The organism is Lawsonella sp., from assembly GCF_011525565.1.
GTDB classification, from domain to species: Bacteria; Actinomycetota; Actinomycetes; order Mycobacteriales; family Mycobacteriaceae; genus Lawsonella; species Lawsonella clevelandensis_A.
On record NZ_WVRS01000001.1, the window covers coordinates 286,534 to 307,824 of the forward strand.

The following is a 21,291-nucleotide window of genomic DNA, read 5'->3' on the forward strand; positions in this document are numbered from 1 at the left end:
AGCATGCAATCACGCTACTTCGCAAAGGATAAGCATGTTGTTATTCTTTTTCTCGGAATAACAATTAGTAGATTCTAGTTTTCCAAAACTGGGATCTACTGAAAATATAGCCGAAATTGGTAAGTTTAAGGGGCAATTACAGAATAAATTATCGAGTAATTGGCTTGTACGATGGTCGATTAATCTCATATTGGGCTATCTCGTCTTCGTGTCGCAGTGTCAAATCAATGTCATCGAGCCCCTCCATAAGACGCCACCGGGTGTAATCGTCTAATTCAAAGGGAACAACATAGTCGCCTGCGGTGACAGTTCGCTCTTCTAAACTGACTGTAACGGTCATACCGGGATGGGCTTCTGTTATCTCCCATAGCTTCTCAATGTCTTCCTGCGCAACCACTCCCGCGACAAGACCCGATTTAGCAGCATTACCACGGAAGATATCCGCGAATCGCGGCGAGAGAACTACTCGAAAACCATAGTCCATTAACGCCCATACTGCGTGTTCACGCGATGATCCCGTGCCGAAGTCTGGTCCAGCAATAAGGACACTCCCCTGCCGATAGGGTTCCTGGTTCAAGACGAAATTCTCATCATTTCGCCAAGCAGCGAAAAGTCCATCGGCAAAACCGGAGCGAGTAACGCGTTTCAAAAAAACTGCGGGGATAATTTGGTCGGTGTCAACGTTAGAGCGACGCAGTGGGACGCCAACACCACTATGAGAGATGAACGGTTCCATGGTTTCTGTTCCCTTTCGAGTGGAGTGACAATTATCGGACGGGAGCAAGATCTGCGGGGGAAGCAAGTGTTCCGCATACGGCAGAGGCCGCAGCAACAGCGGGACTTACCAGGTGGGTACGGGATCCTTTCCCTTGTCGCCCTTCGAAATTGCGGTTAGAGGTAGAGGCGGAACGATCTCCTGGATTCATTGTGTCGGAATTCATTCCCAGGCACATGGAACAACCGGGGTTACGCCATTCCGCGCCGGCGTCTCGGAAAACTACATCGAGGCCTTCTTCTTCCGCTTGTTGTTTTACTAATCCGGATCCGGGAACAACAAGCATACGAACCCCTTCTGCCACCGTACGACCACGGAGAACATCCGCAGCAGCTCGTAAGTCTTCAATGCGCCCGTTAGTGCAGGAGCCAACGAATACTGTATTGATGGCGATATCCCTCATGGGGGTGCCTGCTGTCAAATCCATATATGCGAGGGCTTTTTCACAAGCGGCTTTCAGAGACTCATCGGCAAAGTCGTCGGGGCTGGGAACTACTCCAGAAAGTTCCACTCCTTGACCTGGATTGGTACCCCATGTGACATATGGTTCGATGTCTTCGCCTTTGAGGACAACTTCTTTATCAAAAGTGGCGCCGTCATCCGTACGAAGTTCTTTCCACGCTGCCACAGCCTTGTCCCATTGTTCGTCTTTGGGAGCATGTGGGCGTCCTTTGAGGTAATTAAAGGTGACGCTGTCGGGGGCGATCATGCCTGCCCGTGCCCCGGCTTCAATACTCATATTGCAGATGGTCATACGGCTTTCCATAGAGAGTTTCTCTATGACGGGGCCACGGTATTCAATAACGTGCCCTTGCCCACCCGCGGTACCAATCTTCGCAATAATGGCGAGAATAATGTCCTTGGCGGTAACTCCTGGCTGCACTTCACCAGTGACAGTGACGGACATGGTCTTAAAAGGCTTGAGAGGCAATGTCTGAGTGGCCATGACGTGCTCTACCTCAGAGGTGCCAATACCGAAGGCTAAAGCACCGAATGCCCCGTGGGTAGATGTATGAGAGTCACCACAAACGATGGTCATACCGGGTTGGGTGAGACCAAGCTGCGGACCAATAACGTGGACAACACCTTGGTTAAGGTTTCCCATGGGATAGAGGGGAACCCCGAATTCTTGACAATTCTTATGCAGAGCGTCCAGCTGTGCCCGTGATGTGGGATCAGCAACAGTACCATCGACCGTAGGAACGGTGGGAACGTTGTGATCTTCTGTAGCGACAGTAAGATCAGGGCGGCGTAAACGGCGTCCCGCAAGACGCAGTCCATCGAAAGCTTGTGGGCTTGTTACCTCATGAAGAAGCTGCAGATCAATATAGATAAGATCGGGTTGACGGGCATCGCCTTCCCCTTCTCCAGGTACAACAACGTGCTGTTCCCACACTTTTTCGGCGAGAGTTTTAGGGCCGTGCATAGTGGTCGTAACGCTCCCTTCGCAAGACTACTGATAAGCGGTGCAGATACGAGAGCTTTTCGTTCCTATAATGAGAGCGGAAGAACCATTATGTGAAGAAATGAGGCAGGCTCACAGCATTTGCATCCCATAAAATGGGATGCTACAGTCAAAATATGGGAAAGTCAAGCGGAATCGGCGTCTTAGATAAGACGATGCTTATCCTCACAACAGTCGCAGAAGAACCCTGCTCACTCAATGAATTATGTGAACGCTCTGGAATTCCACGCGCTACAGCACACCGCCTTGCCGTAGGAATGGAATTACATCGTCTCTTAAGCCGGGATACCTCCGGACTATGGCATCCTGGCCCCGCATTAGCCGAACTTGCAGCCAAATCAACAGACACACTATTAGAAGCAGCCCATCTCATTCTCCCCCGCCTACGCGACATCACGGGAGAATCAGTACAGCTTTACCGCATAGAAAATGGACAACGCGTCTGTATAGCAACATCTGAACCACCCACGGGTTTACGAGATAGCGTCCCGGTAGGAGCGCACCTTCCTCTCTACGTAGGCGCATCCTCTAAAGTTCTGGTCGCATGGGCAGAAATGAGTATCCAACGATCCATACTGGCGGAAGGCGAAATTACGGAAACACAACTCCGCGATACCCGTCGACGTGGATGGGCACAGAGTATTGGTGAACGCGAACCCGGTGTAGCAAGCGTCTCCGTACCAGTTCGCGACGCACGCGGCACCGTACTAGCAGCCATCGCTGTATCGGGCCCTATTGACCGCATTGCTAAACGTCCTGCAAATATGTGGGCAGCAGACCTAAAAACCGCATCGAGCGTTATCACTAAACACCTGTAAACACACAGGTAGAAAAACTATAGAGGTACATCTTCTACAAGATGTACCTCTACTGTTGTATTCCTTACAGGAATTCTCTTAGCCGATAACCCGCACTCCTGTAGCCTGCGGGCCACGGCGACCATCGCCTAGTTCATATTCCACTTGCTGGTGTTCTTCTAGCGTGAGAAAACCGTCTCCCTCAATCTCGGAGTAGTGGACGAAAACATCAGCGCCGTTGTCATCGGGAGTAATAAAGCCGTAGCCTTTTTCTGAGTTGAACCACTTAACGGTACCCGTTGCCATGGCGTTTCCTTTCTTTCCCCTACTTTTATGTGATCATTGGGGATTCATAGACGGGTTGATTACCCTATTGTCCTCCACAATAACGAGAAGCGCCTAACGACGACGTCAAAACTCACATCCCAGCTAAAATGACAGCGTCACTCAATGCCAGCTGCTTCCTCATCCTCAATTTGTTTGAGAGACTTCCCCTCCTCCGTTTTCCACTGCACACGACCATTCACCGATGTCCCACTAACGAAACTTGCAGCAGTAGAAGGGCTGGAAAAATGTGTATCTCTAGTTAGAACAAAATTCTCATTAACACGGTCAGCATAGTGCGCTCTCAAACGACAAACATACGGCGGAACTGATGCTGTGAACTGATCTTCAGGACGTATCTGTGAGCCCGCTAATACAACGAACCCATCACTGACCCGCTTCCCTCTCGCCACAAGTCGTGCTCTAGTAAAAGTCAGTTCTTGTTCTTTAATCTCATCAGATCTTTTCTGTTGTATTCCATCGAATGTGGTTTCGTTAACAGATTCGAAAACTTTAAAGCCTAAAGCACCGATAACAATATGTGCGTAATCGATAAACTCATCAAGCTCAGCTTGTTTCTCCTCTGTAGGAGCTCCCATTGATGGATCGTTACCGTTGGTAACCACGTAACGCCCAGCACTTTTCGCCATTCCAGTAAACCGATGTTCTAAGTAGCTGATTTCCGTAGGCCCCAGTGCGTTATTAGAAGTGACGATTGCAACGGCCTGAGTCCAATAATCGGTTTTTTCCTCATCCCGATGCTCCATAATGCGACCGAGCACACCTTTATTATTTTTCCTTTTTCGTGCCTGTCCAATATAAACTCGCTGGTTTCCATCATCATCAGCCCCAAAAAGAAGATAGACACCAGATTGTTGCAGATCAGATCTATCTTTCGACTTTATTAGATCAGTACGAGGAAGAAGATAGCACACACCTGTCCAATTACTGAGTGAAGCTTTAATTCTCCCCTGAGGAATTCCATCGATAAGATACAACATAACTGTTTTTGGCCGTAGCATTACTTATCCTTGCTTTCTTTTCTTCCGTGTAATTTGTTATTACTCCAAGCATAAAAACCGTGATATTCATAAGATAATTACCATTGTTACTTTTACCTGTATACAAAAATCCCCCAGCTATAGCCGGGGGATATCACAGGTATTAAGAATTATTTGGTACCCCCAACGGGATTTGAACCCGTGTTACCGGCGTGAGAGGCCGGCGTCCTAGGCCGCTAGACGATAGGGGCATGACCACTTGATAACAAGATGGTTATAGAAGCTTAACGTATTACTTCTAAGATCCCAAAACTGTTACCAGATTTGGGTTTTCTTCACTTTTATAAAGCGAAAAAGCTGGCCTACCAGGACTCGAACCTAGAATGGCTGAACCAGAATCAGCTGTGTTGCCAATTACACCATAGGCCATTGGGGTCTCATGACCACCTCGAAAAGGTTACCACTTTACCCCTCGTTAACACCAAATCGAGATGTTAACCTTGGTTTTCCACTGGAGTGGGTTCATAGGAAAGAGCCTCTGTAAGACGCTCTAGGGACACCTCACGACCCAACATCTCAATGGATTCAAAGAGTGGCGGGGAAACATGGGTACCTGTTACCGCTACTCGTATCGGGGTGAAAGCCTTGCGCGGCTTCAACTCCATCTTCTCAATGAGTTCACCCTTCAATGCACTCTCAATAGCGGCAGCCTTCCATCCTGTTTCTGGGATTTCCTGCAGAACAGTAAGAGCTGCTTGCAGGACAGGCTTAGCCTCGGGCTTGAGGTTTTTGCGCCCCGACTTCGCATCAATGGAGAAATTATCTCCACAGTAGAGGAAGTCCAGTAGCTTCCATGCGTCACTCAACACAACAATGCGTGTCTGTACAAGGTCTGCAGCCATCGTGAAGATATCGTCATCGAGATCTTCCGGTAGTGTTGTTCCTCTCGGTGAGGGGAATTCACGCATATAGGCAAGTAGTCGCTCGCGAAAATCGGCTGGCTCCAGCATGCGAATATGCTCGGCGTTAATAGCATCAGCCTTCTTCTGGTCGAAGTGCGCCGGAGCGGAGTTCACATCGACAACATCGAAGTGCTTAACAAGTTCATCAATGCTGAAAATATCGCGGTCAGAGGAAAGGCTCCACCCCAACAAGGCCAGGTAGTTGAGGAGTCCCTCCGGGAGGAAACCACGATCACGGTGGATGAAGAGGTTAGATTCTGGATCACGCTTAGAAAGCTTCTTGTTACCAGTTCCCATCACGAAGGGAAGATGCGCAAACTGCGGAATCTGCTTCGCTACACCAATACGTATCAGGGCTTCATAAAGAGCAATCTGGCGCGGAGTAGAAGGCAGCAGATCTTCACCCCGCAACACATGAGTAATTCCCATCAACGCATCATCGACAGGGTTTACCAGGGTATACAGCGGAGAACCATCAGAGCGGGCAATAACGTAGTCTGGCACAAACTGGGACTTGAATTCCGTGTAGCCACGCACCATGTCATTCCAGCCCAGATCCTTATCGGGCATGCGCAGACGAATAACGGATTTACGCCCTTCCGCACGGTAGGCAGCTTTTTGTTCTTCGGTAAGGTCACGATCGTAGTTATCGTAGCCGAGCTTGGGATCTTCACCCTTCGCCAGGTGACGGGCCTCTACCTCTTCATTAGTAGAGAAGGCCTCGTAGGCTTCGCCAGCGTCTAGAAGCTGCTGAATAACCTTGCGGTAGATGTCGCCACGCATGGATTGGCGGTACGGCTCGTGTGGGCCCCCTACCTTCGGGCCTTCATCCCAGTCGAGTCCCAGCCACTCGAGAGAATCAATGATGGCCTGGTAACTTTCCTCCGAGTCACGCTGTGCATCGGTATCTTCAATGCGGAAAATGAGTTTTCCACCGGTGTGACGAGCGTAGGCCCAGTTGAAGAGGGCAGTGCGGACCATTCCCACGTGGGGGGTACCGGTAGGCGACGGGCTAAAGCGGACACGGACTTCTTGAGTAGTCATAGTTTAAGGCTAGTAGCTTTCACGAGTAGGCTGGAGAACGGCGCTACCAACAGCGCCTTTGTTCTTATTGTAGGAGGTGGAGATGGAGCCTGAAAAACCCTTGCACTCGCAGCAGCACTATCTCCCCACAAGACCGTGTACCGAACCAGATTTTTTATTATCACGCGCCACCGGATCTGTCCGCACACAAGGCATTAAAGAAACTTTCTCCTCCGTAGCAGAGGCCCGTGAAGCTCTCGCCTCCGGCCGTGCCGACATGATTGTGGGGGCGTTACCGTTTACACCCAACGCACCAGCTGCTCTTATTTCTCCCAAGCACGTCATTCGCTCTGATGCTCCATTGGAGCCGCCCGCGTTCTTCCGTGGACAAGAAATGCGTGCCCGTATTGTGGACTTCTCTCCTACTGCTTCCGAGCATCGCCGTCGTGTTGAGCAGGCCGTTGCAGCTATCCGCCGGGGTGTTGCGGAAAAGATTGTGCTTGCTCGTGCTGTGGACGTTATTGCTGATGAGACTTTAGATCCCCAGCTTATTGCCGCACGTCTTCTTGACGGTAGCCCACGCCAGGAGGCGTATTTAGCGGACCTCTCCCCTGCCGGGACAGACTATGAGGGGCACTGGCTAGTGGGCTCTTCCCCGGAACTGCTGATAAGCCGCCGCGGGGCAGAGATAAGCTCTCACCCGCTAGCCGGTTCCCGGCCCCGCTGTTCTGACCGTCAACGCGATGCGCAATCTGCACGCGACCTGCGCACTTCTACGAAAGATAGTGCCGAGCATCGCTATGTTACCCAGGCACTGGAAGAAGCTCTACGTCCTTTGTGTAGCAGACTCGATGTTCCCGCTACACCTAGTCTGACGTCTACGAAAGAAATGTGGCATCTTGGTACCCACATTACGGGGACACTTGCCGCTCATGCAGAAAATAGGGATGCCACACAGACACACGAACTACCCACTGCTCTCGACCTAGCTGAGTTACTGCACCCCACTCCTGCCGTGGGAGGTTGGCCTCGTCGCGAAGCACTCACTTTTATCTCTGATGCGGGTGAAAACCGCCGCTTCTATGCGGGCACGGTGGGATGGTGTGATGCTGCTGGTGATGGTGACTGGGTAGTGGCTATTCGTTGTGCAGAACTGGATCCGGCACACAATTCCGCCACGGCCTGGGCTGGTGGTGGAATTGTGGCAGATTCTTGTCCCTCTGCCGAAGTACAGGAAACTCGCGACAAGCTACAAACTATCTTGCGTGCTTTAGGAATTGTCGACAGTCTTTAAGCATTGACAACGGGGTTGGAAAGCGTGCCGATACCGTCAATAGAGACCGTGACCGTATCCCCTTCTACCAGGGGTCCAATACCTGCCGGTGTGCCGGTAAGAATAACGTCGCCGGGCAGTAGTGTCATGACACTACTAACAAACTCGATAATCTCCGAAACAGTATGAACAACTGCTGCTGTGTTCTCATCCTGGCGAACTTCGCTCGTTCCATCAGCATGTATCACTTCCACCAGGATGTCTTGGTCAGAGGGATCGAGTTGGGTCTCAATCCACGGGCCTAGTGGGCAGAACGTGTCATAGCTTTTAGCCCTGGTCCATTGTCCTTCTGCGGCTTGAATATCGCGAGCAGTGACATCGTTAGCAATGGTGTACCCCAGGATGACGCGTCGTGCGTCTGCCGCATCAACATTGTGACAGGGTTGATTGATGATGACAGCTAGTTCACCCTCATGGTCAACACGTTGGCTGACCGCAGGCCTCCGAATGGGGGCATCTGGGCCAATAATAGAGGTAGGGGGCTTAATAAAGATGACGGGTTCATCTGTCGTTTGGCCACCCAATTCTCTGGCGTGATCAATATAGTTCTTCCCTACTGCCACAATCTTTGTGGGGAAAATGGGAGCTAAGAGACGTACGTCGGGAAGTAAGAACTTTTTGTCAGTGAAAACGGGCTGTCCATCCCAGGGAAGTTCATCTACTTGACGGATAGTACACGTGGAAGGAGTATCGGGATTCCCCTCGACGACGCCAAAGGAGACACCTTCGGGGGTAGCAAAACGAGCAATACGCATAGTAGAAGAATACCCCGCGCTGCAGAGCCCTGTTGAGTAGGACACTGCTGAGTAAGACACTGCTCGGTAGGAACTCATCTCCGAGTTCCTACCGAGCAGGATTCAGATAATTGAATAACCTTATGCGCTATGCGAGTGCAGCAGCGATACGATCACCTATCGCACTGGTGGAGATAGTCTCATCATCGCGGTGTGCCACATCGTTTTCTATTGCTTCCATAATGCGAGCAGCTTCACTGTCATACCCCAAATGCTCCAGCATCATTGCGCCAGAAACAATGGCGGCAGTGGGATCTGCCAGTCCCTTCCCCGCAATATCGGGGGCAGAACCGTGTACTGGTTCAAACATGGAGGGGTTGGTACGGGTGGCATCAATGTTTCCGCTTGCTGCTAATCCAATACCACCTATCACAGCGCCGGCGAGATCTGTGATGATATCGCCGAAAAGATTATCGGTGACGATAACATCAAAGCGACCCGGATCCGTCACCATATAGATAGTGCACGCATCAATGTGACAGTAATCCGTTGTTACTTCCGGATAGTCAGCAGCAACATCATCAACAGTGCGTTTCCACAGTGAACCCGCATGGGTTAGCACATTCATCTTGTGAACAAGAGTGAGGTGTTTACGACGTTTCATGGCGCGTTCAAAAGCGTCCCGCACAACGCGTTCCACTCCGAAGCGGGTATTCAGGGAAGTTTCTGTAGCAACCTCAGCTGTGGTTCCTACGCGGATCGCTCCACCATCGCCACAGTAGAGACCCTCCGTGCCCTCACGCACAACAACGAAGTCGATGGAAGGGTTACCAACTAGGGGTGAGTCAACACCTGCGTAGAGCTTCGCTGGGCGAAGATTGACAAAGTGATCAAGGGCAAACCGTAATTTTAGAAGTAATCCGCGCTCCAAAACGCCGGGAGCTACCCGCTCTGGATCACCAATGGCGCCGAGCAAGATGGCATCATGTTGACGGATCTTCTCAACAGTCTCATCGGAGAGAATCTCACCAGTTTTCAGGTAGTGTTCCGCGCCTAGCGAGTAGTGCGTGACCTCAATACTGGGGATAACTGCACGAAGTACTTTTAGCGCTTCGGCAGTAACTCAGGGCCAATACCATCGCCACCGATGACCGCTAGATCAATCGTGGCACTCACGCGAGATCCACCTGGGCAGCACGAGTTGCCCAACAGCAGAACTGACAGTCTCCATCTCATCTTCAGTAAGGGCACGGTTGAGACGCAGCAGAGCAGTAGCACCAGTTCCCTTTGCATCAGGGCTGAGAGCACAAGAAATAATATCTACGTCCGCATTGCCCAATGCAGTGGCGAAAAGCCCTAGTGCACCGGGACGATCCTGGTAGGACAGCACCACATTGTGACCTTCTGCACGCATGTCGAAGTTGCGACCGTTAATACCGATAATCTTCTCAACTTTCTCCAGACCAGTAAGAGCACCGGAGATAGAGGTAACGTCACCATCGGCGGTGACGGCACGCACCGTCACAACAGACCGGTGGGTAAGAGCCTCAGTGTGAGTATCGACCTCAATAGAGACACCGCGCTCTTCGGCAATCTGCGGAGCATTCACAAAAGTTACCGGCTCGGTGCTGACAGCGGAGAAAAGACCGCGCAAAGCGGCAAGACCAAGAATATCGACGGGTTCAGCGGAAAGCTCACCGGAGACAACAACCTGCACGGCAGTAACCGGTTTGGGAGAAAGTGTGCCGGCCAGAAGACCCAATTTGCGAACAAGTTCCAGCCACGGTGAAACTTCATCATTAACGGGGCCGCCGGAGACGTTAACAGCGTCTGGAACGAACTCGCCAGCAAGTGCCAAGAGTACGGAATGAGCAACATCAACGCCTGCGCGATCCTGTGCTTCTGCGGTGGAGGCGCCAAGATGCGGAGTTAGGACAATGTTGTCGGCATCTAGCAGCGGGTTATCCGTAGGGGGTTCCTTGGAGTACACGTCAACAGCAGCGCTGCGCACCTTACCGGATGCCAATGCCGCTGCAAGGTCTTCCTCAACAATGAGTCCACCACGAGCAGCGTTCACAATAATGACACCATCCTTGCACTTGGCAAGTTGCTCAGCATTGATAAGACCGGCGGTTTCCGGGGTCTTCGGGAGGTGGATGGAGATGATATCGGCGCGGGAGAGCAGCTCGTCCAAGCTCACCAATTCAACGCCGAGTTGGGCGGCGCGGGCAGCGGGAAGATAAGGATCGTATGCCACTACCGTGGTATCAAAAGCCTTCATACGCTGAGCGTATAGTTGACCAATATGACCTAGACCGATCACACCGACGGTCTTGTGGAAGATTTCAACGCCTTTGAAACTGGAGCGCTTCCATTCGTGCTCACGAAGAGTGTTGTGAGCTGCTGGGATCTGGCGAGCAGCAGCCATTGTCAGCGCTACGGCATGTTCTGCCGCAGAATGAATGTTTGAGGTAGGCGCATTGACAACCATGACACCGCGGGCAGTAGCCGCGGGAATATCGACGTTATCAAGCCCTACACCAGCGCGACCAATAATCTTGAGATTATCGGCAACGGCTAATGCTTCGGCGTCAATAGTGGTGGCAGAACGTACGAGTACTGCGTCCGCTTCAGGAAGAGCTGCCAGCAATTCAGAACGGTTCGGACCATCGACCCAACGAATTTCTACACCATCACCCAGTGCATCTACGGTCGATTGAGCAAGTTTGTCGGCAATCAGTACGACGGGACGAGCATTTTGGCTCACGAGATTCTCCATTGTGTGTGAGGTTATTTCTGACACGACCGCGCCAGAAACTCTAGGTATCACGCTGCTAGTGTGCGCGTAGAGTAAAGCGATCTGGAGACATAAAGAATGCTACGCAGACTTCCCTACACTACTTCCTAAACAGCCTGATACACGGCTTATTCTAGTAGGCGAAAACAGATATAGGAATAGATACCTTGGTACTACTTTTGGGCAGTACCAAGGTATCTCAGCATTAGGTGGGACTGTCTATTTAGGCAGTCTCAGTAATTTCGCGCTTGACCCAGCTCATCATGTTGCGAAGGTCTGCACCAACAGCTTCAATCTGGTGGTTCTGTACCTGCGCACGCAGTTCCTCTAGCTCCTTGTTTCCATTCTCGACGTTCGTCATAAGCCGCTTTACGAAAGTACCGTCTTGGATTTCTTTCAGTACCTGGCGCATAGCTTCGCGAGAGGCGTCTCCCACAACACGGGGGCCAGACAGGTAGCCACCGAATTCAGCAGTGTCGGAGATGGAATAGTTCATATTGGTAAGGCCGCCCTCGTAGATGAGGTCAACGATGAGCTTCGTCTCGTGCATGCACTCGAAAAATGCCATTTCGGGGGCGTATCCGGCCTCAACGAGAGTTTCGAACCCCATCATAATGAGAGTTTCCATACCACCGCAGAGCACTGCCTGCTCACCGAAGAGATCTGTTTCGGTTTCTTCGCGGAAGGTTGTCTTAATGACACCTGCGCGGGTACCACCAATACCCTTTGCGTAGGAGAGGGCAAGAGCCTGGCCTTCGCCGGTAGGATCCTGCTCAACCGCAATGAGGCAGGGCACGCCGTGTCCTTCCACAAACTGACGACGAACGAGGTGGCCGGGCCCCTTAGGAGCACACATGGCAACGGTGACGTACTCCGGAACCTCAATGAGTTTGAAGTGAATATTCAAACCGTGTGCAAAGAAGAGGGCGTCGCCTTCCTGCAGATAGGGCTTAATGTCATTATTAAAAATTTGTGCCTGAGAAGTATCCGGGGCAAGCATCATAATGGTGTCTGCCCATTGTGCAGCCTCTGCATTGGTCATAACTTTGAGACCCTGCTCTTCTGCCTTGGCAATGGACTTGGATCCCTCGCGCAGACCAATGACAACGTCAACGCCGGAGTCACGCAAGCTTAGAGCATGTGCATGGCCTTGAGAACCGTAACCGATAATGGCAACCTTACGGCTCTGGATGATGGAAAGATCAGCGTCGTCTGAATAGAAAGTTTCGACTGCCATGGGTGGAGTCTCCTTTTACTGTGTCTTCATGTGGAGTCATACAAGCCATTGACCTATATGTTGTGTTAATCAGTGTAGCGTTGCCAGGAAGCCTTAGTCAGCGGGTAGCTGTCATTGACTTCGGGCCGCGGCCAAGAGTGATCGTGCCCGACTGCACAATCTCTCGAATTCCAAAAGGATCTAAGACTCGCAATAATGCGTCTATTTTGTCTTTGGTACCAGTAGCTTCCAGCGTCACAGACTCTGGAGCCACGTCAATTACTTTGGCGCGGAAAAGTTCTGCTGTTTGCACAACCTGGATGCGGTTACTCGCATCGCATCGAACTTTGATAAGGATGAGCTCCCGGGATACGGAAGCATCAGCATCCTGTTCGACAATCTTCAACACGTTAATGAGCTTGTTGAGCTGCTTCGTTACCTGTTCAAGGGGAAGTCTGTCGACGGCCGTAACAATAGTCATCCGGGATACTCCCTCAACCTCTGTCGGACCGACCGCAAGAGATTGAATATTGAAACCTCGGCGCGCGAATAAGCCAGCGACACGGGTTAGCACGCCAGGCTTATCTTCCACCAGGATACTCAAAGTATGTGTCGTAGTCATGGTTAGATGGTGTCCCTTCTGGCCTGATCCTCATCGACGAGCGGATATATTCCCTTGAGCATCATGATTTCACTGTTACTAGTACCAGCAGGCACCATTGGCCATACTTGAGCATCCTTGGCAACAACAAACTCGATAACAACTGGGCGGTCGTTAATCTTACGGGCTTTTTCGATAGTTGGAACGATATCCTCTTCAGTTTCTACGCGAAAAGCAGCGCACCCAAGAGCTTCCGCCAACATAACGAAATCGGGGATACGACGTGTATGCGTCTCCAAGGTGGTCTGGGAATAACGCTCGTCATAGAAGAGCGTCTGCCACTGACGCACCATTCCGAGGCTGTCATTATTGATGAGGGCAACTTTAATGGGGAAATTATTTAGTGCGCAGGTCGCTAGTTCCTGATTCGTCATCTGGAAACAACCATCGCCGTCGATTGCCCATACTTCCTTATCTGGGTTACCAGCTTGAGCCCCCATGGCGGCAGGAATTGCGTATCCCATTGTGCCAAGACCACCGGAGTTTAACCAGGTACGGGGTTCTTCAAAGTCGATAAGCTGTGACGACCACATTTGGTGTTGTCCCACGCCAGAAACATAAATGGCGTCTGATCCGACAATGTTAGAGAGGGTCTCAATGACATACTGAGGAGACAAGTGTCCTTCTTCGTCTAGGGCCTTGTCGTACTTAATGGTGTAACGTTCACGTAATTCATCGAGATAGTCCACCCAGGCACGAATGTCACCAACAATATTCTCGGAAGGATCCGATTTCATCGTATTAATAAGTGCCGTTATTACTTCATGCGCATCGCCCACAATGGGGATATCGACAGTGACATTTTTACCAATCTCTGCCGGATCGATATCTGCATGAATAACTTGCGCATGCGGGGCAAAGTACTCAAGATTACCTGTTACGCGATCATCAAAGCGAGTACCGAGTGCAATGATGAGGTCACTTTTTTGCAATGCGGCAACAGCTGGGATGGTACCGTGCATTCCCGCCATACCGTAGTTCAGTGGGTGACTCTGCGGAAATGCATCCATACCCATAAGTGTGCAGGTCACAGGAATATCCGTGAGGGCTACCAGATCGAGCAGATCCTGCGAGGCATTGGCGTTAATAATGCCTCCGCCAATAAGGAAAACTGGTTTGTGGGCTTTCGCAATAAGACGAGCTGCTTCACGTATTTGTTTGCCGTGTGGCTTCGTCACTGGATGGTAACCTGGCAGATCAATAGCTGGCGGCCATGAGAATGTTGTCTCCTGGTTCATCGCCGATTTCGTAATATCGACGAGCACTGCGCCGGGCCGACCAGTTTGGGCAATATAAAAAGCCTCTGCCAATACTTGTGGGATAGTAGAGGCGTCTTTGACAAGGAAATTATGCTTTGTCACTGGAATGGCGATGCCAGAAATATCTGCTTCTTGGAAAGCATCAGTACCAATGCACGATTCTCCCACCTGCCCAGTAATGGCCACCATGGGGACAGAGTCCATTTGTGCACCAGCCAGTGCCGTTACCAGGTTAGTAGCAGCGGGACCAGACGTCACCATGCAAACGCCAACTCGCCCAGTGGATCGTGCATAGCCTTCGGCTGCGTGGCCAGCCCCTTGCTCGTGACGAACAAGTACGTGGTTAATAAAAGTGCTGTCGTAGAGCGGATCATAGACGGGAAGAATTGCGCCACCTGGAAGTCCAAATACGGTGTCTGCGCCAAGTTCCTCGAGAGAGCGAATGACAGACTTTGCGCCTGTGCATTTCTCTGGACCTATGCCGCGGTTACTGCTGGTTGCGTGTGCTGCTTCAGCGGGTGTGGGAATAGTGCCACGCCCTGGCTGGCGAGCTTGTGGTGCGCTCACATCAGTTCCTTCAGGTGACGGGCAGAGGCTACGCCTCCGCGTGAGATGGTAATAAAAAACCCTCGCCAGTGTGACTGTGCGAGGGGCATTTAGCTTCTCCGTGATCCGGTAGCGTTAACCGGGTCTAGCATAAACGCCGACCGCGAATACGTACAGATACTAGGACTTGAAGCATGACTTGATACTACGGTACAAATCTCATAATGTCAACTAATATAGTCACTATATGAGATCGAATACTCAAATTTCGATGTCGCAATGTTAATGGCACATGACCCATACAGAAAGGCTTCACAATGCCTCAGCTTCGATCTGCCCAATCAACACGTGGTCGTAATGCCGCAGGAGCGCGCGCACTCTGGCGTGCCACTGGTGTCAAAGATTCTGACTTCGGTAAACCAATTATTGCTATCGCCAACTCATACACGGATTTTGTCCCCGGACACGTACACCTCAAATACGTCGGCGATATTGTCAAAAAAGCCGTCGAAGAGGCTGGTGGAATAGCGAAAGAGTTTAACACCATTGCCATCGATGACGGCATAGCAATGGGCCACAACGGCATGCTCTATTCCCTCCCCAGCCGCGAAATCATTGCCGACTCCGTGGAATACATGTGCAATGCACACACCGCCGACGCCCTCGTCTGCATCTCCAACTGCGACAAAATTACCCCCGGCATGCTGAACGCTGCACTGCGCCTCAACATCCCCACAGTTTTTGTGTCCGGCGGCCCTATGGAAGCCGGTGGCGCCGTCGTCGTCGATGGTGTCGCCCGCAAAGGCTCAGACCTTATCACCGCCATCTCCGCAAGCGCTTCCGATAAAACAGATGACGATGCACTTCTTAAAGTTGAACAAACCGCCTGTCCTACCTGCGGTTCCTGCTCAGGCATGTTCACTGCCAACTCCATGAACTGCCTGACAGAAGCCCTTGGCTTATCCCTGCCCGGTAATGGTTCTACTCTTGCCACCCATAAAGCCCGCAAGGCGCTTTTTGAACGCGCCGGAAAACTCATTGTGGAATTAGCCAACCGCTACTACCACGATAATGACGAGTCCGTTCTCCCCCGCTCTATTGCCACTCGCGAAGCATTCTGCAACGCTATGACCCTCGATATAGCCATGGGCGGATCCACCAACACTGTGCTGCATATTCTTGCCGCTGCACAAGAAGGTAATGTGAACTTCACACTGGATGACATTGACGCTATCTCGCGCCGCGTACCGTGCCTTTCCAAAGTGGCCCCTAACTCCGATTTCTACATGGAGGACTTCCACCGTGCTGGTGGTATTCCAGCACTACTCGGCGAACTTAACCGTGCTGGCCTCTTAAACACCACTGTTCACTCTGTACACTCTGCGGACTTTGCACACTATCTGGCCGATTGGGACATTCGCGGCGGTTCCGCCACCGATGAAGCTATAGAGCTCTACCATGCTGCTCCCGGTGGAGTACGCACCACACAGCCCTTCTCCACCGATAATCGTTGGGATAGTCTTGATCTTGACGCTGAAAACGGATGCATTCGTGATAGCGCCCACGCCTACACCAAGGAAGGTGGGCTCTGTGTCCTCCGCGGCAATATCGCCGAAGACGGTGCCATTCTTAAAACTGCCGGCATCAGTGAAGATCAATTCCACTTCGAGGGATCTGCGCGCGTCGTCGAAAGCCAAGAAGAGGCTGTTAACGTCATCTTAAATAAGACACTACAGCCGGGGGAAGTTCTTTTCGTCACCTATGAAGGACCTTCTGGTGGCCCCGGTATGCAAGAAATGCTGCATCCTACTGCCTTCATTAAAGGCGTTGGTTTAGGGAAGAAATGTGCCCTGGTCACAGATGGTCGTTTCTCAGGAGGATCCTCCGGCCTTTCCATCGGACACGTCTCTCCTGAAGCAGCCCACGGTGGCGCTATTGGACTTGTCCACGATGGTGACCCCATCTATATCGATGTTGCTGAACGTAAGATCGAATTGCGTGTTAGTGCAGAAGAACTGAAAAAGCGTCGTACTGAAGAGAACACCCGTGAGCACCCCTGGACTCCTCATAAAGATCGTTCTCGAGAAGTATCAAAGGCCCTACGCGCTTACGCAAAGATGGCCGCATCGGCAGACCGCGGCGGTGTGCGCGACATCGACTAGCCTTCTCTTTCCTAGTCCTGCCCTCCCTCTATGAAAAGTGTGAGGCCCCACTGTATGGTGGGGCCTCACACTTTTCATAACCTTACGACATTATCGACGAGAGTCTACTAGAAGATAAATCTGTTAGAAGGGGAAACCTTGCGTATTAAAAATTGCCCACACAATGGGAGCTGACGCGATACCAACAATGAACCACACAATGGCACCCCATTTAGGTCGTGTCGCCCAGCCCCATCGTCCATCCACTGACCACCGGCCCGACCCGGCAAAAATAACCGCTGCAGACATTGCCGCAATAAGGGTAATCAGCTCATACGGTCCCTTATAAAGAGCGAGAAAAGCACCCTCACCCAATGCTAAATGCGTAAGCGTCGCCATGCCCATCACACCTAAGATCACCGACGCTCCCGCTGGCGCAAAAAGCCCCAAAATAACGATGATGCCGCTCACAAGTTCTGCCACACCAGCACCTATCGCAAATATCTCAGTGTGATTAGTGAAGCCGACAGACCGTAGCAGGTCCTCAGTTGCACTAATGGAACCGCCAAAAAGACCAAAGAGTTTATCCGCACCATGCATGGCCATAATGACACCGAGAGTTACTCGCAGGAGGAAAAGGCCCCAATCAACCGTCCCCCATCCTTTTGACTTATCGTCCTCGTTATCGTCTTTTTCCTGGCCATCATGTACATCTTCCAGAAGTTCGTCACTATCTGAAAGGTCACTACTATCCAGAGGCTCGCTACTAGCAGCATCTTCAACTGACGAAGAAGACACGCTCACGGGGGCAGCAGGGGCAACAGAAACAGGAATGTCAGCTACGGCAGTCTCCGCTGATTCCATAACAGCTGTCTCTGCTGGGTCAATGTAAACATTGTCATCGAATACCCCAGAGGAAGTATCCTCACCAGGTAAAACAGTATCGATAAACGTTGTTTCAGCATCTTCTGCGGCGGTATAGGCCAGAGGCTGCTCCATCTCTGGCATCTCACTCGCAGTGTCCTCACTATCGAAGATTCCCACAGCTGTGGCATCGTCGTCATCCGTCGACTGCGCTTCGCTTTCACTGTCTGCAGTAATACTTTCCTGATCTGCAGCAGAAATAGTGTCGATGTCGTCTAATAAACCATCCAGGACGACATCATCGTCACTAACTGGCTGCATCTGTTGGGGAACAGTATCATCCGACGAATCGCGCGAGGCAGTATCTTCGCTGATATCCTCGCCAGTATCTTCGTTGAGCACAGGTTCCTCATTAAACGCAGGCTCAGAGTTAGGAACAGAAGTTGTATCGTCGCTCATGCGTCCAGAATAACGGGAGAATTTATGAAAATGCAGAACATCCCAGGTGAGTCGCTAAGAGCACACTCCTGGGATGTTCTACGTAAGAAAGTTATGAGCACATTTCAATGATGATTTCGCGTACTCGTGCAGCATCTGCCTGGCCGCGAGTAGCTTTCATCACTGCACCGATAATGGCACCGGCTGCCTGTACTTTGCCACTGCGAATCTTATCGGCAATATCAGGCTGAGCGGCAAGAGCTTCCTCCACTGCGCTGCGAAGCGCCGAATCATCGGAGACAACGGCCAGTCCACGTTTTTCGACGACTTCAGCAGGTTCACCCTCGCCGTCGAGGACAGCATCAACAACCTGGCGGGCCAGCTTATTGGTGAGCTTGCCTTCCGCGACCATGCTAATAACTTCTGCCAGCTGTTTCGGAGAAATAGCCAGGGCATCAAGTTCTACCTCGCGGTTCTTGGCTTGCTGCGTAAGGTAGGAAACCCACCAGTTACGTGCTTCAGCGGAGGGAGCGCCCGCTTCCACCGTATCGGCAACAAGATCCATAGCACCGGTATTGACGAGGTCTCGGAGTTCCTCATCAGAAAGATTCCACTCTTTCTGCAAACGAGCACGACGCACCCAAGGGAGTTCCGGTAGTGTGGCACGAATATCTTCAACATGCTCACGCGACACGACAACAGGCGCCAAATCAGGATCATTGAAGTAGCGGTAATCAGCAGAGGTTTCTTTCGGACGACCTGCTGCAGTTGCACCAGTAGATTCCAAGAAGTGGCGCGTCTCTAGACGAACTTCTTCACCCGCATCCAGAACGGCTGCCTGACGGCACATTTCGTAGCGGACAGCAGTCTCAATGGACTTTAACGTATTAACGTTCTTTGTCTCTGTACGCGTACCGAACTCGGTGGTACCCACGGGGCGGAGAGACAAGTTAACATCGGCACGCATGGACCCCTGCGCCATATTGACGTCAGACACCTTCAGCGAGCGAATAACATCACGCAATGCGGTGACGTAAGCGCGAGCTACTTCGGGGGCGCGCTCCCCTGCTCCTTCAATAGGCTTGGTAACAATTTCGATAAGCGGCACGCCGGCACGGTTCATATCGAGGAGAGAGTGTGTAGCACCGTTAATGCGGCCTGTCTCACCACCAATATGGGTCAGTTTGCCGGTGTCTTCCTCCATGTGAGCACGTTCAATATCAACCCGGAAGGGGGTGCCGTCTTCGAGCTGGAACTCCAGATAACCGTCGTAGGCAATGGGCTCGTCATATTGGCTAATCTGATAGTTCTTGGGCTGGTCCGGATAGAAGTAATTCTTTCGAGCAAAACGCGAATAAGAAGCAATCTGGCAGTTTAAGGCCAAACCGATCTTGATAGCCCAGTCCACTGCTTGCTGGTTAACAACGGGGAGTGCGCCAGGTAGTCCCATACATGTGGGGCTAACGTGGGTGTTGGGTTCTGCACCGAAAGCGGTGGGGCTATTGCAGAACATTTTCGTTTCCGTAGAAAGCTCTACGTGAACTTCCAACCCCATAACGGGATCGTACTTCGCGATTACCTCGTCGAAGTCGAGGATGTCATCTACATGGGCGCTTGTCATGGTTCCTAGTTTAGGTGAGAAGAGCAGTTATTGCAGTATCGGCTCAACACACGGTTCCTCGCTGAGAAAGCATGCACTGAACCCGCATTGAGCCGATACTAAGTGATCAGTTATACCACCGCTATGGCACGTTTAGCCGAAGAGGGCTTCCATTTCCCTGTAGCGATCCATGGGGACTCTCTTCGGATGGCCGACTGCCTCATCAAGAGTGATGCGTTCAATCTTGTCATTGCGAACCGCGACCACTTTTCCAAAGTCGCCCTCGGCAACGGCATGGACAGCATTAACACCAAAACGAGTACCCAGAACGCGGTCAAAAGCAGTAGGGGTACCACCACGCTGAATATGACCAAGTACCGTGGTACGGATATCGCGATCATAGAGGCGAGTACGTAGCTCATCGCCAAGCTGTTGCGCAACGCCCGTATATATTTCGTGCCCGAACTTATCGATACCGCCAGACCGCATTTCCATCGTGCCTTCCTTAGGATGTGCCCCCTCGGCTACCACGCAGATAGCGTAGGATTCACCCATTTGGAAGCGGCGCTCCATAAGCTTGGCAATGCGATCAACATCGAAAGGAACTTCTGGGATAACAACCATGTGTGCGCCTCCGGCCATTCCTGCCTGGAGAGCGATCCATCCGGCGTTGCGTCCCATGACTTCTACCAGCATGACGCGCTGGTGGGACTCCGCAGTGGTATGCAGACGGTCAATAGCATCTGTGGCAATAGATACTGCTGTATCGAAACCAAACGTGTAGTCAGTATTGGCAACGTCATTGTCGATAGTCTTGGGAACACCGACAACATTAATGCCGTTTTCCATCAGCCAACGACCGCCGCGCAAGGTACCGTCTCCACCAATAGGAATGACGGCATCAATTTCATTATCGGCAAGAGTCGCTTTGATATCGTCTATGCGAGATTCCAACTCATGTGGATTCATGCGACCAGTACCTAAAATGGTGCCACCTTGGTCGAGGATCTTGTCGATGCTTTCATTGTCATAAAGCTGAATACGAAAATTGTTGACGAGACCAGTCCAACCGTCTTGGAAACCCACCACTGTAGCGTCGTAGCAGCTGTTAGCAGTGCGAACAACACCGCGAATAACTGCATTTAAGCCCGGGCAGTCACCACCGGCAGTCAGAACACCAATTCGAAGACCCATGTGACTAATCCTTCTCTATTGCCATTTCTTAGAAAAAGTAGCTATAGGTGCAGTGTACCGAGATAAACAAGCGAATACTTAACCGATCCAGCAACAGATTCACCGCACCTACATAGTTTCGCTGATATAAGCCCAGATTACGCCGAAATCCTCCCCTCCGC

16 protein-coding genes, 2 tRNA genes and 1 pseudogene are annotated in these 21,291 nt (G+C 51.4%); 3 read left to right on the forward strand and 16 right to left on the reverse strand.

The genetic code is table 11. The annotated features are described in order from the left end of the window. Window positions 1-148: 148 nt before the first annotated feature. Together leuD and leuC are read right to left on the reverse strand one after the other, a co-directional pair. Complete coding sequence (gene leuD / locus QZV76_RS01360) at window positions 149-736, reverse strand: 3-isopropylmalate dehydratase small subunit (protein ID WP_290595440.1); 588 nt, start codon at window positions 734-736, stop codon at window positions 149-151. Window positions 737-767: 31 nt separating this feature from the next. After that, window positions 768-2,201, reverse strand: coding sequence for a 3-isopropylmalate dehydratase large subunit (leuC, locus tag QZV76_RS01365; protein WP_290595441.1), 1,434 nt, complete (start codon window positions 2,199-2,201; stop codon window positions 768-770). A 155-nt stretch (window positions 2,202-2,356) separates the two neighbouring features. Between leuC and QZV76_RS01370 the strand changes: the two genes are divergently transcribed. Beyond that, window positions 2,357-3,058, forward strand: coding sequence for an IclR family transcriptional regulator (locus QZV76_RS01370; protein ID WP_290595442.1), 702 nt, complete (start codon window positions 2,357-2,359; stop codon window positions 3,056-3,058). A gap of 78 nt (window positions 3,059-3,136) precedes the next feature. Here QZV76_RS01370 and QZV76_RS01375 read toward each other — a convergent pair whose 3' ends face one another. The 5 genes from QZV76_RS01375 to gltX all read right to left on the reverse strand — a co-directional run bounded on the left by QZV76_RS01375 (window position 3,137) and on the right by gltX (window position 6,368). Then, complete coding sequence (locus QZV76_RS01375) at window positions 3,137-3,343, reverse strand: cold-shock protein (protein WP_290595443.1); 207 nt, start codon at window positions 3,341-3,343, stop codon at window positions 3,137-3,139. A 137-nt stretch (window positions 3,344-3,480) separates the two neighbouring features. After that, complete coding sequence (locus tag QZV76_RS01380; RefSeq protein ID WP_290595444.1) at window positions 3,481-4,383, reverse strand: GIY-YIG nuclease family protein; 903 nt, start codon at window positions 4,381-4,383, stop codon at window positions 3,481-3,483. A 154-nt stretch (window positions 4,384-4,537) separates the two neighbouring features. Beyond that, window positions 4,538-4,613: transfer RNA gene (locus tag QZV76_RS01385), tRNA-Glu, on the reverse strand. 106 nt (window positions 4,614-4,719) lie between these two features. Further along, a tRNA-Gln gene (locus QZV76_RS01390) sits at window positions 4,720-4,791 on the reverse strand. A 65-nt stretch (window positions 4,792-4,856) separates the two neighbouring features. Beyond that, complete coding sequence (gltX, locus tag QZV76_RS01395; RefSeq protein ID WP_290595445.1) at window positions 4,857-6,368, reverse strand: glutamate--tRNA ligase; 1,512 nt, start codon at window positions 6,366-6,368, stop codon at window positions 4,857-4,859. An 82-nt stretch (window positions 6,369-6,450) separates the two neighbouring features. Between gltX and QZV76_RS01400 the strand changes: the two genes are divergently transcribed. Next, complete coding sequence (locus tag QZV76_RS01400; protein ID WP_290595446.1) at window positions 6,451-7,641, forward strand: isochorismate synthase; 1,191 nt, start codon at window positions 6,451-6,453, stop codon at window positions 7,639-7,641. Here the strand turns inward: QZV76_RS01400 and QZV76_RS01405 are convergent. From QZV76_RS01405 to QZV76_RS01430, 6 genes and pseudogenes are all read right to left on the reverse strand, one after another. Then, window positions 7,638-8,435 carry a fumarylacetoacetate hydrolase family protein gene (locus QZV76_RS01405; protein ID WP_290595447.1) on the reverse strand — a complete coding sequence of 266 codons (798 nt, stop codon included), beginning with the start codon at window positions 8,433-8,435 and terminating at the stop codon, window positions 7,638-7,640. The two genes, QZV76_RS01400 and QZV76_RS01405, sit on opposite strands and share 4 nt — an antisense overlap. A 127-nt stretch (window positions 8,436-8,562) precedes the next feature. Beyond that, window positions 8,563-9,578: pseudogene (locus QZV76_RS01410) on the reverse strand (3-isopropylmalate dehydrogenase). Continuing rightward, a complete protein-coding gene (gene serA / locus QZV76_RS01415) occupies window positions 9,574-11,181 on the reverse strand; it encodes a phosphoglycerate dehydrogenase (protein WP_290595448.1) in 1,608 nt (535 codons plus the stop codon). The pseudogene QZV76_RS01410 and the gene serA overlap by 5 nt, the downstream one beginning before the upstream one ends. 253 nt (window positions 11,182-11,434) lie before the next feature. After that, window positions 11,435-12,448: a ketol-acid reductoisomerase gene (ilvC, locus tag QZV76_RS01420; RefSeq protein ID WP_290595449.1), complete on the reverse strand. Its 1,014-nt coding sequence runs from the start codon at window positions 12,446-12,448 to the stop codon at window positions 11,435-11,437. Window positions 12,449-12,545: 97 nt separating this feature from the next. Beyond that, window positions 12,546-13,049, reverse strand: coding sequence for an acetolactate synthase small subunit (ilvN, locus tag QZV76_RS01425; RefSeq protein ID WP_290595450.1), 504 nt, complete (start codon window positions 13,047-13,049; stop codon window positions 12,546-12,548). A gap of 2 nt (window positions 13,050-13,051) precedes the next feature. Beyond that, window positions 13,052-14,914: an acetolactate synthase large subunit gene (locus tag QZV76_RS01430; protein ID WP_290595451.1), complete on the reverse strand. Its 1,863-nt coding sequence runs from the start codon at window positions 14,912-14,914 to the stop codon at window positions 13,052-13,054. Between the two features lie 296 nt (window positions 14,915-15,210). Between QZV76_RS01430 and ilvD the strand changes: the two genes are divergently transcribed. Further along, on the forward strand, window positions 15,211-17,055 hold the full coding sequence (ilvD, locus tag QZV76_RS01435) for a dihydroxy-acid dehydratase (RefSeq protein WP_290595452.1): 1,845 nt from the start codon (window positions 15,211-15,213) through the stop codon (window positions 17,053-17,055). Window positions 17,056-17,178: 123 nt separating this feature from the next. Here ilvD and QZV76_RS01440 read toward each other — a convergent pair whose 3' ends face one another. The 3 genes from QZV76_RS01440 to QZV76_RS01450 form a co-directional block, all read right to left on the reverse strand. Next, the gene (locus QZV76_RS01440) at window positions 17,179-18,357 is read right to left on the reverse strand and encodes a DoxX family protein (RefSeq protein ID WP_290595453.1); all 1,179 of its coding nucleotides are present in this window, start codon (window positions 18,355-18,357) and stop codon (window positions 17,179-17,181) included. 91 nt (window positions 18,358-18,448) lie between these two features. Beyond that, entirely contained in the window at window positions 18,449-19,957 is a 1,509-nt protein-coding gene (gatB, locus tag QZV76_RS01445) for an Asp-tRNA(Asn)/Glu-tRNA(Gln) amidotransferase subunit GatB (RefSeq protein WP_290595454.1), read from the reverse strand. Between the two features lie 132 nt (window positions 19,958-20,089). Continuing rightward, window positions 20,090-21,130, reverse strand: coding sequence for a 6-phosphofructokinase (locus QZV76_RS01450; protein ID WP_290595455.1), 1,041 nt, complete (start codon window positions 21,128-21,130; stop codon window positions 20,090-20,092). Window positions 21,131-21,291 lie beyond the last annotated feature (161 nt).

Coding starts and splice junctions, on each gene's coding strand:
- QZV76_RS01400 (WP_290595446.1), top strand. CDS start 6,451: ATGGAGCCTGAAAAACCCTTGCACTCGCAGCAGCACTATCTCCCCACA.
- ilvN (WP_290595450.1), bottom strand. CDS start 13,049: ATGACTACGACACATACTTTGAGTATCCTGGTGGAAGATAAGCCTGGC.
- gatB (WP_290595454.1), bottom strand. CDS start 19,957: ATGACAAGCGCCCATGTAGATGACATCCTCGACTTCGACGAGGTAATC.
- QZV76_RS01380 (WP_290595444.1), bottom strand. CDS start 4,383: ATGCTACGGCCAAAAACAGTTATGTTGTATCTTATCGATGGAATTCCT.
- QZV76_RS01450 (WP_290595455.1), bottom strand. CDS start 21,130: ATGGGTCTTCGAATTGGTGTTCTGACTGCCGGTGGTGACTGCCCGGGC.
- gltX (WP_290595445.1), bottom strand. CDS start 6,368: ATGACTACTCAAGAAGTCCGTGTCCGCTTTAGCCCGTCGCCTACCGGT.
- QZV76_RS01370 (WP_290595442.1), top strand. CDS start 2,357: ATGGGAAAGTCAAGCGGAATCGGCGTCTTAGATAAGACGATGCTTATC.
- ilvC (WP_290595449.1), bottom strand. CDS start 12,448: ATGGCAGTCGAAACTTTCTATTCAGACGACGCTGATCTTTCCATCATC.
- QZV76_RS01440 (WP_290595453.1), bottom strand. CDS start 18,357: ATGAGCGACGATACAACTTCTGTTCCTAACTCTGAGCCTGCGTTTAAT.
- QZV76_RS01405 (WP_290595447.1), bottom strand. CDS start 8,435: ATGCGTATTGCTCGTTTTGCTACCCCCGAAGGTGTCTCCTTTGGCGTC.
- QZV76_RS01375 (WP_290595443.1), bottom strand. CDS start 3,343: ATGGCAACGGGTACCGTTAAGTGGTTCAACTCAGAAAAAGGCTACGGC.
- ilvD (WP_290595452.1), top strand. CDS start 15,211: ATGCCTCAGCTTCGATCTGCCCAATCAACACGTGGTCGTAATGCCGCA.
- leuC (WP_290595441.1), bottom strand. CDS start 2,201: ATGCACGGCCCTAAAACTCTCGCCGAAAAAGTGTGGGAACAGCACGTT.
- leuD (WP_290595440.1), bottom strand. CDS start 736: ATGGAACCGTTCATCTCTCATAGTGGTGTTGGCGTCCCACTGCGTCGC.